Source organism: Streptomyces violascens (assembly GCF_014649955.1).
GTDB classification, from domain to species: Bacteria; Actinomycetota; Actinomycetes; order Streptomycetales; family Streptomycetaceae; genus Streptomyces; species Streptomyces violascens.
In genome coordinates, this window is sequence record NZ_BMUA01000010.1 from 150,930 (window position 1) to 164,652 (window position 13,723).

Here is a 13,723-nt window from a genome sequence, read left to right on the forward strand (position 1 = left end):
TCATGAACTCATCGACCACTGTGGCCGCCGACGACAGCGCCGCCCCGGCGCGGGACGCCGCCACGGACCGCCCCGAGCGGTCGGGGGCGCGCAGAGCCCTGCTGTGGACCGCGGGGACCATCACCGCCGCCACCGGGATACTCCTGGCCGTCGGCTCGTTCCTGGGCCTGTACGTGCGGCCCACATCCGACGACTGGTGCGCCGCCTGGAAGTCCCGGGACATGGGCGTCTTCGGCATCACGTCCGACTTCTACAACACCCAGAACGGGCGGGTCACCAACGCCTTCCTGAGCGGGATCATCTACTCGGACGGCCTGGCCGGCATCAAGATCCTTCCGGTGATCCTGGTGGTCACCATGGGCATCGGCCTGGTGCTGCTCGGCCGCGAGGTCCTGCGCGCGTTCGGCACCCGGGCCCCGCTGCTGCTGCTCGTCGCCGTCGCGATGGTCCTGGAGACGCTGCTGTTCTTCGCGGGCACCCGCTCCTACCAGGTGCTCCTGTGGACGCCGGCGACGATCTCGCACACGATGCCGTTCATCATCGCCCTGTGGGCGCTCCTGTTCGGCATCTGGGCGTTCCGCACCGGCCGCAAGGCGCTGCGCAACACCGCGCTGGTCCTGACCGCCGTGGTGGGCTTCGCGATCGGCACGCTGAGCGAGCCGTTCACCGTGGTCAGCTGCGTGCTGGTCGGCACGGCCGCGCTGGTGTGCCTGCCGCGCCTGAAGGTCGCCAAGAGCTGGTACCCGTTCACCTGGTCCGCGGTGTACTGCGCGGCGGCCGTGATCGGCCTCACCTTCCTGTACACCTCGCCGGGTGCCCGCTGGCGCCGGGCGCAGACGCCGCCGACGAAGATGAGCGTCGGCGACGTGTTCAAGGACTACTTCCACATCTGGGACACGATCCTGCACCAGTGGATCTACCTGGGTGCCGTCGCCGCCGGTCTGCTCCTCGGCCTCGCCGTGGCCCTGCTCGCGCCGCGCCGCGAGCAGCCGGCCGCCTCGCGTCCGCCGGCCGCGATGCTGCGCGTCATCTTCGTGCTGCCGGTCCCGCTGATGGCGCTGTGCACGCTGCTCGTGGCGTACGCCCTGCGCAGCGGCTACGGCCCGACGGGCTGGACGTACGCGCGTACCTGGATGAACTTCATGATCCCGCTGGTGATCGCGCTGTGCGGGTACGGCGTGCTGCTCGGCCACTGGGCCGGGCGCCGCATCGCCGAGCGCCGGGCGCCGCGCATGGTGCCGATCGTGGCGACGGTCCTGGTCGGCGCGTTCGCCCTGTCGGCGACGGCGGCGCTGGTGCCGTCGGTGCAGAAGCTCGCCGTCTCGACGGTGTACCGCAGCATCGCCTGGGACAAGCAGAACGCGAAGATCCGCTCGGAGATCGCCAAGGGCGAGACGGACGTGGCGTACAAGCCGATGTACATCGGTTCGCTCGCCGAGCCGTTCTTCACCAAGAACTACCAGCGTGACTGGGTCGCCCAGTGCACCTCGAAGTTCTACGGCGTGGACCGCATCCACAAGCCGTGACGCAGTAACGACGAAGGAGGGGCGCCCCGGATTTCTCCGGGGCGCCCCTCCTTCGCGTTTCGGAGCTTCTACGTGTCCAGGTCTCGGACGGCGTCGCGGTGGTGGCGCCAGCCCTGCCAGGCCGAGGAGATCATCGAGCGCACGTCGTGGTGGGCCTTCCAGCCCAGTTCCTCGGCGATGCGGTCGGCGGAGGCGACGACGCGCGCCGGGTCGCCCGCGCGGCGCGGGTGCACCTCGGGGGCGATGCCGCGACCGCTGATCTCGTTGATCAGGTCGACCATCTCGCGCACCGAAACGCCTTCGCCGCGGCCGATGTTGACGGTCAGGTCGCCGTACTCGCCGGCCTTCGCGGACTCGGCGAGCTTGCGGGCGGCCGCCAGGTGGGCGTCGGCGAGGTCCTCGACGTGGATGTAGTCGCGCACGCAGGTGCCGTCGGGGGTCTCGTAGTCGTCGCCGAAGATGCGCGGCGGCTGACCGTCCTCCAGCTTCTCGAACACCATCGGTACGAGGTTGAAGATGCCGGTGTCGGCGAGTTCGGGGGTGGCGGCGCCGGCCACGTTGAAGTAGCGCAGGCAGCCGGTGGAGATGCCGTGCGCCTTGCCGGCCGCGCGGACCAGCCACTCACCGGCCAGCTTGGTCTCGCCGTACGGGCTCATCGGCAGGCACGGGGTGTCCTCGGTGACGAGGTCGACGTCCGGCATGCCGTACACGGAGGCGGAGGAGGAGAACAGGAAGGTGCGCACGCCGGCCGCGGCGACCGCCTCCAGGAGCACGGTCAGGCCGAACACGTTCTCGCGGTAGTAGTGCAGCGGGATCTCGACGGACTCGCCGACCTGCTTCTTGCCCGCGAGGTGTACGACCCCGGTGACCCCGTGCTCGGCGAGGGTGCGGTCCACGAGCTCGCGGTCCAGGACGGAGCCGACCACCAGAGGCACACCCTGTGGCAGACGGGCCGCGTCACCGCTGGAGAGGTCGTCGAGGACGACCACGCGCTCCCCCGCCGACGTCATGGCCCGCACGACATGGGAACCGATGTATCCGGCGCCGCCAGTGATCAGAAAAGTCATATGCGCGTCCACGTCCTCATCGTCGCCTTGATCGAACCGTCCGGGTCAGTCTGCGCAGCTTCCCGCCGACCACCCCGAAGGCCCCCTGTACTCCGGGCGCGAGCCGCACCGCGAGCGATCCGCTCGACGTCCGGTACGGCTGCACCAGCAGAACACCGTACCGGCTGCCGGGCACGGCCGTGCGCCGCAGCCCGGACGCCTTGGCCCGCAGCGTGGTGCGCGGGCCCCGGCCGGATCCGGTGTTCAGGCGGACCCGCAGGTCCCAGATCTGGGTGCCCCGGCCGCCCGCCGCGGCCAGGCGGGCCAGCGATACGGGGACCTGCCCGCTCCAGCCGCCCTCGGCCGGGCGCAGCGGGGCGGTGACGGTCAGGGCGCTCTCGCCGCCGTCCCTGGGCACGAACTCGATGTCCGCGCTGGCCGGGGCGCCGCTCGCGGCGAGCCGCCCGTACAGCTCGTGCACGCGCAGTTTGAGGATGCCGCGCCGGCCGGCGAGCAGGGCCGCGTCGACGGCGACGGGCAGGCGTTCCGCGGGCAGCACGTCGAGTCCGTCCAGCGGTACGTCCAGGTCGTCCGCCCACACCGGCCCGGATCCGGCGGTGGCGTACGGCGGGATCAGGCGGGCGGGGTCGGCGGCGAGCTGGGAGAGCCGGTCCAGGTCGCGCGGGGCGTCGGAGGCGAGCACCACCTGGGCGGCCCAGCGGGCCGGGGCGGCGGCCGCGGCCACTTCGGCGGCCTCGAAGGAGGCGAGGTGGTCGCGGGTCAGCCGCCACCAGTCGGCCTGGTACCCGGCGTCGCGCACGCGCAGCTCGCGCAGGTACAGGCACAGGTCGTAGTCGACGAACTTGGTGCGGCAGGCGGCCGCGAGCCCCTTGCGGTCGGCGGCGCGGAACGCCTCGACGGCCTTGGTGTGGGCGGCGATGCGCGCCTGCCAGTTGCCGACGTCCTTGCGGGCGAGCGAGATGGAGACCTGGGCGGCGGCGCGGCGCACGTGCCAGATGTAGACGAGCTCGGGCACGACGGCGACGCGGGGGGCCGCGGCGTACACGCGGGCCGTGAAGACGAAGTCCTCGTAAGTGAACTTGCCGTCGGGGAAACGCAGTTGACGGTCGTTCAGGAAGTCACGTCGATAGAGCTTGTTGACGCAGAGCGTGTCGTGGAGGAGCTCCGGCGCGGCCTCGGGCGACTCGTGCACGGCCGCCTCGTTGTAGAGGCCCGGCTGCCAGCGCACATCGCGGCCGCCGGGCAGCTCGCGGCGCACGGCCCGGCCCACGGTGACCTCGGTGCCGTGCTCCTCGGCCGCGGCCAGAAGGGCTTCGACGGCGCCGGGAGGCAGCACGTCGTCACTGTCGAGGAACATGACGTACGGGGAGGTGGCGGCGGCGATTCCGTCATTGCGGGGCGTCCCGCACCCGCCACTGTTCTCCGTACGCCGCACCACGCGCAGACGGGGCTCGGTGGTGGCCAGCTGGTCCAGGACAGCAGCCGTTCCGTCACTGGAACAGTCGTCGACGGCCACGACCTCGGCGACGGCCGGCCCCTGCGAAAGCGCCGACCGAACGGCGTCACCGACCAGCTCGGCATCGTTGTAGGCGATGACGACGACGCTGACGCCCGTGGGACCGTGGGGGGTGGCAGAACTCTGACTCACCCACCGAATCCTACGGGAGGGGCCGCACGCTCCTGCTCCGGCCAAGTGTGGGCGCGACCGGAACATGCTGGGTGCCCTACAGGGGCGCGGGGAACTGTGCAAGAGCCTCCGACGGCCCGCAGTCGAAACCCCGCGCCCCTGGGCAGGCCCCGCCTAGAAGGGCCCGAACTCCTTGAACTCCTGCTCGGCCTCGTCGCGCTCGGCGTCGCGGTCCCGGCGGCGCTGGGCGGCAGGACGGGGCGCCTCCAGGCGATGGTCCTCGCCACGGCGGCCCAGCATCTCCGCACCCGCCATCATCGTCGGCTCCCAGTCGAAGACGACCGCGTTCTCCTCGGGCCCGATGGCCACGCCGTCGCCGGAGCGGGCCCCGGCCTTCACCAGCGCGTCCTCGACGCCGAGGCGGTTGAGGCGGTCAGCGAGGTAGCCGACGGCCTCGTCGTTGTTGAAGTCGGTCTGGCGGATCCAGCGCTCCGGCTTCTCGCCCCGCACCCGGTAGACCTCGTTGGCCTCGTCGAAGGTGACGGTGAAGCCCGCGTCGTCGACGGCCTTCGGGCGGATGACGATGCGGGTCGCCTCCTCCTTGGGCTTGGCGGCACGCGCCTCGGCGACGATCCCGGCGAGCGCGAAGGACAGCTCCTTCAGGCCCGTACGGGCGACGGCGGAGACCTCGAAGACCTGGTAGCCGCGGGCCTCCAGGTCGGGGCGGATCATGTCCGCGAGGTCCTGGCCGTCCGGGATGTCGATCTTGTTGAGGACGACGATGCGGGGCCGGTCGTCGAGCCCGCCGTACTGCTTGAGCTCCTCCTCGATGACGTCGAGGTCGGAGACCGGGTCGCGGTCGGACTCCAGGGTCGCGGTGTCCAGGACGTGCACGAGGACCGAGCAGCGCTCGACGTGCCGCAGGAACTCCAGGCCCAGGCCCTTGCCCTGGCTGGCGCCGGGGATCAGACCGGGGACGTCCGCGATGGTGTAGACGGTCGCGCCGGCCGTGACGACGCCGAGGTTCGGGACGAGCGTCGTGAACGGGTAGTCCGCGATCTTCGGCTTGGCCGCCGAGAGGACCGAGATCAGCGAGGACTTTCCGGCGCTCGGGTAGCCCACCAGGGCCACGTCGGCGACGGTCTTGAGCTCCAGGACGATGTCGGTGGACTCGCCCGGCACGCCGAGCAGCGCGAAGCCGGGGGCCTTGCGGCGGGCGGAGGCGAGCGCCGCGTTGCCGAGGCCGCCGCGGCCGCCCTGGCCCGCGATGTAGGTGGTGCCCTCGCCGACCAGGTCGGCGAGCACGTTGCCCTGCTTGTCGAGGACGACGGTGCCGTCGGGCACGGGCAGGATCAGGTCCTGGCCGTCCTTGCCGGAGCGGTGGTCGCCGGCGCCGGGCTGGCCGTTGGTGGCCTTGCGGTGCGGCGAGTGGTGGTAGTCGAGAAGCGTGGTCACGGACTGGTCGACGACCAGGGTGACGTCGCCGCCACGGCCGCCGTTTCCGCCGTCCGGCCCGCCGAGCGGCTTGAACTTCTCACGGTGGACGGAGGCGCAGCCGTGGCCTCCGTTACCCGCGGCGACGTGCAGCTCGACGCGGTCCACGAAGGTGGTCATGGGATGTGCCTCCTGAGGGCCCCCGGCCGGAGGCCGAGAGAAAGTACGGGAATGTCTATCTAGTAACACGCGAAAGGCGGACCCGCTTCCCGTGGGGGAAGTGAGGTCCGCCTCCGCTGAAACCGCTCTACGGGTGCCTAAGTGATCAGGCAACCGGAACGATGTTCACGACCTTGCGGCCACGGTGGGTGCCGAACTGCACCGCGCCGGGCAGCAGCGCGAACAGGGTGTCGTCGCCACCGCGACCGACGCCCGCACCCGGGTGGAAGTGGGTGCCGCGCTGGCGGACCAGGATCTCACCGGCGAGCACGGTCTGACCGCCGAAGCGCTTCACACCGAGCCGCTGAGCGTTGGAGTCGCGACCGTTCCGAGTGGACGATGCGCCCTTCTTGTGTGCCATGTCTCCTCAGTCCCTTACTTCGCAGCCGCGGGGATGCCGGTGACCTTGATCGCCGTGTACTGCTGGCGGTGGCCCTGGCGACGGCGGTAACCGGTCTTGTTCTTGTACCGAAGGATGTCGATCTTGGCACCCTTGTGGTGGTCCACGACCTCGGCGGTGACCTTGATCCCGGCCAGCACCCACGGGTCGCTGGTCACAGCGTCGCCGTCGACAACGAGCAGGGTCGAGAGCTCGACCGTGTCGCCAACCTTGGCAGTGGAAATCTTGTCAACCTCAACGATGTCGCCGACAGCAACCTTGTGCTGGCGACCACCGCTGCGCACGATGGCGTACACGCGGATCTCTCTCTCGCTCGATACGGAACCCTTGAAGCCAGCCATCCCGCAGAAATGCAGGAGGCCTCCCCCGGCGGAACCGGGAGGTGAGGTGCTCAGGGGCAGGCGCGTATATAAACACGCCGAGGGTCAAGGCTACGGGGCCGGACGTGGCGGGTCAAACCAGGGTCGTTACCCGCACTCCTCGGCGACGAAACCACGCGGCCAGGGCCGGAAGTCCGGGCCCAGATCGGCCCGCTCACCGGCGAGCCGGACGATGGCCCGCAGGTACTCCGCCCGGTCCCCCGTGTCGTAACGGCGCCCCTTGAAGACGACGCCGTGCACGGTGTCGAGCCGGTTGAGGGCGTCGGTGAGCAGGATCTCGCCGCCCCTGCCGGGCCCGGTGCGGCGCAACGCGCCGAACACGGCCGGGTCCAGGACGTACCGGCCGATGACGGCGAGGTTCGAGGGCGCGGCGGACCGCTCCGGCTTCTCGACGCAACGGCCGCGCAGCTGGATCGCCGGTTCGTCGACCACCGGCAGCATCTCCTTGGGGGTGGCCTTGGTGGCCGGCAGGAAACGCGTGCCGAGCCCGGCGGCGGGGATGACGGCTTTGCTGATCGCACCCGTGCGGGGGCTCATACGGGGACTCATGCGGGGGCGGACTCTCCTTGCGTACGACGGAGCCCGCCCCCGGTGTTCCGGGGACGGGCTCCTGGGGCCGTACAACAGCCAACTACCGCTTGGTGTACGTCGTCCGAGCTCAGGCTGTCCGTCAGCTGTCGGCCGACGCCGAGACCGACGTCTGCTGCTGCTCGGCCGCCGCCGTCTTCTTGGCGGTGGCCTTCTTGGCGGTCGTCTTCTTCGCCGCGGTCTTCTTTGCCGCCGTCTTCTTGGTGGCGGCCTTCTTCGCGGTGGCCTTCTTCGCCGTCTTGCGGACCGCCTTCTTGGCCGGTGCGGCCTCCTCGGCGGGCTCCGCGGCAGCGACCGTCTCGGCGGCCTGCTCGGCTGCCGGGGCGGCGGCCACCACGACGACCGCGGCGTCCTCGGCACCCGAGGGCGGACCGGCCGGAGCCGTGGCCTTGCGGGTCACCCGGCGACGGGCCCGCGGCGCGGAAGTCCGCGCGGCGTCAGCCGCTCCAGTGGAGCCGGTGCTCGCACCGGAGGGTGCCTCCTCGACGGGTTCGGCGACGGGCTCCGCGACCGGCGCGGACGGCTCGGCCACCGGCTCCGGCGCCTTGGCCTCCTCGGCCTTCGGCTCGGGCTCCGCGACGACCACCACCGGCTCGGCGACGGCCGCCGTCGGCGCGCCCGCGGGGGCGGTCGCCTTGCGGGTGGCGCGGCGACGGGTGCGGCCGCGCGGCGCGTCGTCCTCGATGAACGAGGCGACGGTCACCGCGGCCGGAGCCTGCGCGGCCTCCGGCTCCTCGGCCACGGGGGCCGGGGTCTCGACGGCTGCCGTACGGGGCGCACCGGCCGGGGCCGAGGCCTTGCGGGTGGCGCGGCGGCGGGACCGTCCGCCACGGGCCGCGGCCTCCGCCTCGGCGGCGCTGCTGTACAGCTCCTCGTCGGGCACGAACTCCGGCTCGGCGAGCGCCACGGGAGCGGCGATCTCGGCAGCGACCTCGGCCTCGGACTCGACGGCCTCGGCGTCGATGACCTCGTGCTCGTGGACGTGCTGGTCGTGCTCGGCGCCACCGCGGCCGCGCTTCTTCGCGCGCTTGCCCGCACCGCCGCCGACCGTGGTCGGCTGCTCCATGTGCACGATCACGCCGCGCCCGTTGCAGTGGACGCAGGTCTCGGAGAACGACTCGAGGAGGCCCTGGCCGACCCGCTTGCGGGTCATCTGGACCAGGCCGAGCGAGGTGACCTCGGCCACCTGGTGCTTGGTCCGGTCGCGGCCCAGGCATTCGAGCAGCCTGCGCAGGACCAGGTCGCGGTTGGACTCCAGGACCATGTCGATGAAGTCGATGACGACGATGCCGCCCAGGTCGCGCAGCCGCAGCTGGCGCACGATCTCCTCGGCCGCTTCGAGGTTGTTCCTCGTCACGGTCTCTTCGAGGTTGCCGCCCTGGCCGGTGAACTTGCCGGTGTTGACGTCGACGACGATCATCGCCTCGGTCTTGTCGATCACGAGCGAGCCGCCGGAGGGCAGCCAGACCTTGCGGTCCAGGGCCTTGGCCAGCTGCTCGTCGATCCGGTACGTCGCGAAGACGTCGACCTCGCTGGTCCAGCGCGACAGGCGCTCGGTGAGGTCCGGGGCGACGTGGGCGACGTAGCCGTGGATGGTCTCCCACGCCTCGTCACCGCTGACGATGACCTTGGTGAAGTCCTCGTTGAAGATGTCGCGGACGACCCGGACGGTCATGTCCGGCTCGCCGTAGAGCAGCGACGGCGAGGACGTCGAGATCTGGTTGGCCTTCTTCTGGATGTCGGCCCACTGCGCCTGCAGGCGCTCGACGTCACGGCGCAGCTCGTCCTCGCTCGCGCCCTCGGCGGCGGTGCGCACGATGACGCCCGCGTCCTCGGGGACGATCTTCTTGAGGATGGTCTTCAAGCGTGCGCGCTCGGTGTCGGGCAGCTTGCGGCTGATGCCGGTCATCGAGCCCTCGGGCACGTACACCAGGTAGCGGCCGGGCAGCGAGACCTGGCTGGTCAGGCGGGCGCCCTTGTGGCCGATCGGGTCCTTGGTGACCTGGACGAGCACCGACTGGCCGGACTTGAGGGCGGCCTCGATGCGGCGCGGGCCGTTGCCCATGCCGAGCGCCTCGAAGTTGACCTCACCGGCGTACAGGACGGCGTTGCGGCCCTTGCCGATGTCGACGAACGCGGCCTCCATGGAGGGCAGTACGTTCTGGACCTTGCCCAGGTAGACGTTGCCGACGTACGAGGTGGCCTGCTCCTTGTTGACGTAGTGCTCGACGAGCACGTTGTCTTCCAGGACGCCGATCTGGGTGCGCTCGCCGCTCTGGCGGACGACCATGACGCGCTCGACGGCCTCGCGGCGGGCCAGGAACTCGGCCTCGGTGATGATCGGGACGCGGCGGCGGCCCTGCTCGCGGCCCTCGCGGCGGCGCTGCTTCTTGGCCTCCAGACGCGTCGAGCCCTTGATGGACTGGACCTCGTCGGAGGAGGTGGACTCGCTGCGCTCGCGGGCCGGGCGCGGCTCGCGGACCTTGACGACGGTGCGCTCCGGGTCGTCGGAGCCCTGCTCGGCCTCGGGACCCGAGTCGCCGGAGCGGCGACGGCGGCGGCGCCGGCGACGGCTGCTGCTGGTCCCGGCCGCGGAGGGGGTGCCGTCCGCTTCCTCGTCCTCGTCGTCCTCTTCGTCGGACTCGGCGCCCTCGGCGGCCTGCCCGGCCGGCTCGTACGTCTGCTCCTCCGCGGCGTCCTCGGCCTCGGCGGGCTCGCCACGGCGACGGCGGCGGCCGCCACGGCGACGGCGGCGCGAGGGGCGGTCGTCGTCGGACTCCTCGGACTCCGCTTCGGCCTCGGCCTCTGCGGCCTCCTCGGCCTCCTCGTCGAAGGGCTGCTCGGCCGGCTTCTCCTGGACCGGCTCGGCGGGCTCGCCACGGCGGCGGCGACGGCGCGAGCGGCCCTGCGGCTCGGCGGCGGGCTCGGGGGCCTCGACCACGGTCTCCTCGGCCTCGGCCTCGGGCTCGGACTCCTCGACGCGGGCGGCGGCAGCGGCGGCCGCGGCCGTCTCCGGCGTCTGGAACATCGGCTCGGTGAAGACCGGGGCCTGGAACACGGCCACGGCGGGACGCGTGGCGCGGCGGCGACGCCCGGTGCTGGGCTCCTGCGCCTGCGGCGCGGGCTGCGCCTCCGGCTCGACCGGCGTGAACTGCGGGGCGGACGCGGGCCGGGCGGCGCGGCGGCGGGTACGACCGCGGGGCGCCTCGTCCTCGACGGCCGGGGCGGCAGCCTCGACCGGCTCCTCGACAGCGGCCGGGGCAGCGGCGGCGGGCGCGGTCGCCTGGCGGGTGGCGCGACGGCGGGTACGACCGCGCGGAGCCTCGTCCTCGACGGGGGCCTCGGCGACCGGCGCCTCGACGGCGGCGGCCTCTTCGGCCACGTCGAGCTCTTCTTCCTCGACTTCCGCGACGACCTCGGCCGGGGCGGCGACGGTGGTCTGCGGCGCGGTCGCCTTGCGGGTCGCACGGCGGCGGGTCCGCGGCGCCGGGGCCTCGGCGGCCTCTTCGGCGGCCTCGGGCTCGGCGGCGGCGGGGGCCTCGACGATCTCCTCGGCGGCCTGCGGCGCGCCGGCCGGAGCCGTGGCCTTGCGGGTCGCGCGACGACGGGTCCGCGGCGCGGGCGCCTCGGCAGCGGCCTCTACGGTCTCGGGCTCTGCGGCAGCCGGGGCCTCGACGGCCTCATCGGTCTCCGCGGCCTGCGGCGCACCGGCCGGAGCCGTGGCCTTGCGGGTCGCGCGACGACGGGTCCGCGGCGCGGGCGCCTCGGCAGCGGCCTCTACGGTCTCGGGCTCTGCGGCGGCCGGGGCCTCGGTGGCCGGAGTGGTCGCCGTACGGGTGGCACGGCGGCGGGTGCGCGGCGCCGGAGCGGCGTCGTCGGCGGCCACGGCGGCCGGCTCGGCGGTCTGCGCCGCGGGCTCTGCCGTCTCCGTGTTCTGTGCGCCCACCGGCGGCCCTGCGGGCCGCGACGCCGCGCGGCGCCTGCGGCGCGGCGGCAGCGTGTCGCTGGGGCTGTTGTTGTCGTTGGTGTTGTCCCCGGTGGTGCCGGGTTCGTTCTGCTCAAGCATGCGGGCGTAGCTCCCGTCACGCTCCCGGGCGCCGCGCCTGTTCCGGTCCGGCGGCACGGCCCGCGTGATGTGCGCGGGTGCCGCCGTCCGGGGCGCGGGCGCCGCACGGGAGCTGATATCTGGCTCGCCGGTTCCGTACGCGTTGTACGTACGGCCTGGCGAAAGTCTTCAGGTCAGTGCGCGGCCCGACCCAGGTGGCTCCCGAGTGCCAGGGCTGCGCTACAACGACTGCCCTTACGCGGCGGGACCTTCCGGCGCCGTCGCAGAGACGGTCCCGGCGGCCGTTGGTGGTGCGGCCGGGGCTGCCTCGCGGTCGGGCGCGAGCGGGTCGGTCACCGTGCCGGACTCCTCGTCGAAGAGCCCCTGCGCCAGCCTGGTCACCGCTGCGGGGACCGGCGGCGCCAGGTCGGCCACAGCTTGGAGACCGGACAGGACGTCGTCGGGTCGTACGGCAGGTGTCAGGTGCCGTACTACCAGCCGCAGTATCGCACAGGCGTCGTCGAGAGGCCTATCAGCCTGCGCGGGAAGCGCCTGGAGCTCGGCGACGGCGCCCCGGGTGTCGAAGGTGCGCATGCCGTTCTTGGTCTTGCGCTGGACCTCGACGGTCTCGGCGGCCATGAATGTCGCGACGGCCTTCTCGGCCGCGTCCACGGTGACGCCGTCCAGGCGCAGCTCCCAGACGGAGGCGGTGAGCCGGTCGGCGAGGCCCGAGGTGCGGACCTCGACCGCGTCGATGATGTCGAGCCCCGTGGGCAGCGACTCGTCGAGCAGGGCGCGCAGTTTCTCGGGATCGCGCTGGGCGGTGAGAGCGATCTCCAGGTACTCGGCCTCGGAGCCGACGCCGGTGGGTGCGGCGTTCGCGTACGACACCTTGGGGTGCGGGGTGAACCCGGCCGAGTACGCCATGGGCACCTCGGCGCGGCGCAGGGCCCGCTCGAAGGCGCGCTGGAAGTCGCGGTGGCTGGTGAACCGGAGGCGGCCGCGCTTGGTGTAGCGCAGTCGGATGCGCTGCACCGCAGGTGCGGGCGGCGGGCCTTCGGGCTGTCGCTTGCCCAGTGGTTCTTCTCCTCGGTGCGGGGCGGGCGCGGGTGGGCGCCGCCCACCGTCCTGTGGGGGCCCCTCCGGTCACGGCCCGTGTGCCACCCGGCTCATCCCTCGGCTTTGCTGAGGGAGATCTCGGGGGCGGGCACCGCGCCGGAGGCAGTAGTTGTACTACCCAGAGTACGCGCCCGGTGCTCGGCAGGTTCCCGGGGCGGCCCGCCGACCAGCGCCCGCCAGGCGTCGCGCCGTGCCGTACGGACGGTCTCGCGGGCCGATGCCAGCGCCTCCCGCGCACTGCGCCCCGCCGTGAGCGCCGCCCTCTTGGCCGGCCGCAGCACGGCCTCCCGCATCCAGTGCCCGACCGGTGTGAGCAGCACGGCGTACACCCAGCGCGCCGGCCGCCCCAGCAGATTCCGGGCGAGCCGTTCCAGGGCCCGTCCGACCGCCCTGGACACGAATCCGGCAACCCGCCAGGCGTGCCCGATCGCGTCACCGATCTCCCGAAGGACCACGACCACCGCTCGCCCGAGCGGCGTGAGCAGCGTCCGGTACGCCCACACCACCGGGACCACGAACAGCAGGACGATCAGCGCGGCAAACCCCCGCCCCACGGCGGCGAGTCCCGCCCGGGCCAGTGCGACAAGCAGGGCGATGGCGTGCCCGGCCGGGGTGAGCACGTACCGGTACAGCCACGCCCCCGGCACGACGAGGCCGTACCGCAGCAGCGGCGCGAGGACCCAGCGCCACAGCGTGACCGGCGGCCACACGAACACCGCCCAAAGCAGCCACCGAAGTCCGAGGCCGGTCCCCCGGGCCACCCGGGCGACGCCCCGCCCGAGCGGGGCCAGCACCGTGCGGTGCGCCCACACCGCAGGAGCGGCGACGAGGGTCACCGCGACCCACGCCACCCCGCGCCCGAGCCACCCGATCCCGGCCCCAACCACCCTGCCCAGCCAGGCAGTTGCCCGCCCGAGCGGGGTCAGCACACAGGCGTACAACCACCCGAACGGGATCACGACCAGGGCGCGCCACAGGGGTGCGAGAACCACCCGGCGCAACGCCTTCGCACCGGTCGCGAGGAGGTCCCAGACGATCCGCACGGGCACGACCAGGACGAGCACCACGATCCGCACGGGTACGCGGATGGCGATGGTGAGGCAGCCTTCGGGTGCCTGCGGGGTCGGTCGGTTCTCCATGTGTACAGAGACGCGCGAAGGACCCCTGGACGTTGCACGAGTCCGGCGCGCCCGACCATCTTCGGCATGTTGGTCGCTGCCCCGTCGTCGCGAAGCAACCAGCCCCTCGCAGTCCTCGCGTCCATGGGCTGACGACTCATCCACGAGGAAGGACCGAGCAGGCGCTACCGCCGATCTGC

9 protein-coding genes and 1 pseudogene are annotated in these 13,723 nt (G+C 72.7%); 1 reads left to right on the forward strand and 9 read right to left on the reverse strand.

The genetic code is table 11. From position 1 onward, the window contains the following. Positions 1-2: 2 nt before the first annotated feature. Complete coding sequence (locus tag IE206_RS21280) at positions 3-1,526, forward strand: DUF6056 family protein (protein ID WP_189964335.1); 1,524 nt, start codon at positions 3-5, stop codon at positions 1,524-1,526. Between the two features lie 68 nt (positions 1,527-1,594). On the opposite strand, the gene galE is transcribed toward IE206_RS21280, so the two are convergent. From galE to IE206_RS21325, 9 genes and pseudogenes are all read right to left on the reverse strand, one after another. Continuing rightward, on the reverse strand, positions 1,595-2,593 hold the full coding sequence (galE, locus tag IE206_RS21285) for a UDP-glucose 4-epimerase GalE (RefSeq protein ID WP_189964338.1): 999 nt from the start codon (positions 2,591-2,593) through the stop codon (positions 1,595-1,597). Between the two features lie 16 nt (positions 2,594-2,609). Next, complete coding sequence (locus IE206_RS21290) at positions 2,610-4,241, reverse strand: glycosyltransferase family 2 protein (protein WP_226598951.1); 1,632 nt, start codon at positions 4,239-4,241, stop codon at positions 2,610-2,612. A 153-nt stretch (positions 4,242-4,394) separates the two neighbouring features. Continuing rightward, on the reverse strand, positions 4,395-5,834 hold the full coding sequence (gene obgE, locus IE206_RS21295) for a GTPase ObgE (RefSeq protein WP_189964344.1): 1,440 nt from the start codon (positions 5,832-5,834) through the stop codon (positions 4,395-4,397). A gap of 145 nt (positions 5,835-5,979) precedes the next feature. After that, positions 5,980-6,234 (reverse strand): 50S ribosomal protein L27, encoded by a 255-nt coding sequence (gene rpmA / locus IE206_RS21300; protein ID WP_189964347.1) that lies wholly within the window; start codon positions 6,232-6,234, stop codon positions 5,980-5,982. A 14-nt stretch (positions 6,235-6,248) separates the two neighbouring features. Then, a complete protein-coding gene (gene rplU, locus IE206_RS21305; RefSeq protein ID WP_015033583.1) occupies positions 6,249-6,569 on the reverse strand; it encodes a 50S ribosomal protein L21 in 321 nt (106 codons plus the stop codon). Positions 6,570-6,740: 171 nt separating this feature from the next. Next, a pseudogene (locus tag IE206_RS21310) lies at positions 6,741-7,049 on the reverse strand (UTP--glucose-1-phosphate uridylyltransferase); the annotation flags it as partial. Between the two features lie 274 nt (positions 7,050-7,323). Continuing rightward, entirely contained in the window at positions 7,324-11,307 is a 3,984-nt protein-coding gene (locus tag IE206_RS21315; RefSeq protein WP_189964352.1) for an Rne/Rng family ribonuclease, read from the reverse strand. Positions 11,308-11,541: 234 nt separating this feature from the next. After that, positions 11,542-12,321 carry a TIGR03936 family radical SAM-associated protein gene (locus tag IE206_RS21320; protein WP_189964353.1) on the reverse strand — a complete coding sequence of 260 codons (780 nt, stop codon included), beginning with the start codon at positions 12,319-12,321 and terminating at the stop codon, positions 11,542-11,544. Between the two features lie 134 nt (positions 12,322-12,455). Then, complete coding sequence (locus IE206_RS21325) at positions 12,456-13,544, reverse strand: hypothetical protein (protein WP_189964355.1); 1,089 nt, start codon at positions 13,542-13,544, stop codon at positions 12,456-12,458. Between the last annotated feature and the right edge of the window lie 179 nt (positions 13,545-13,723).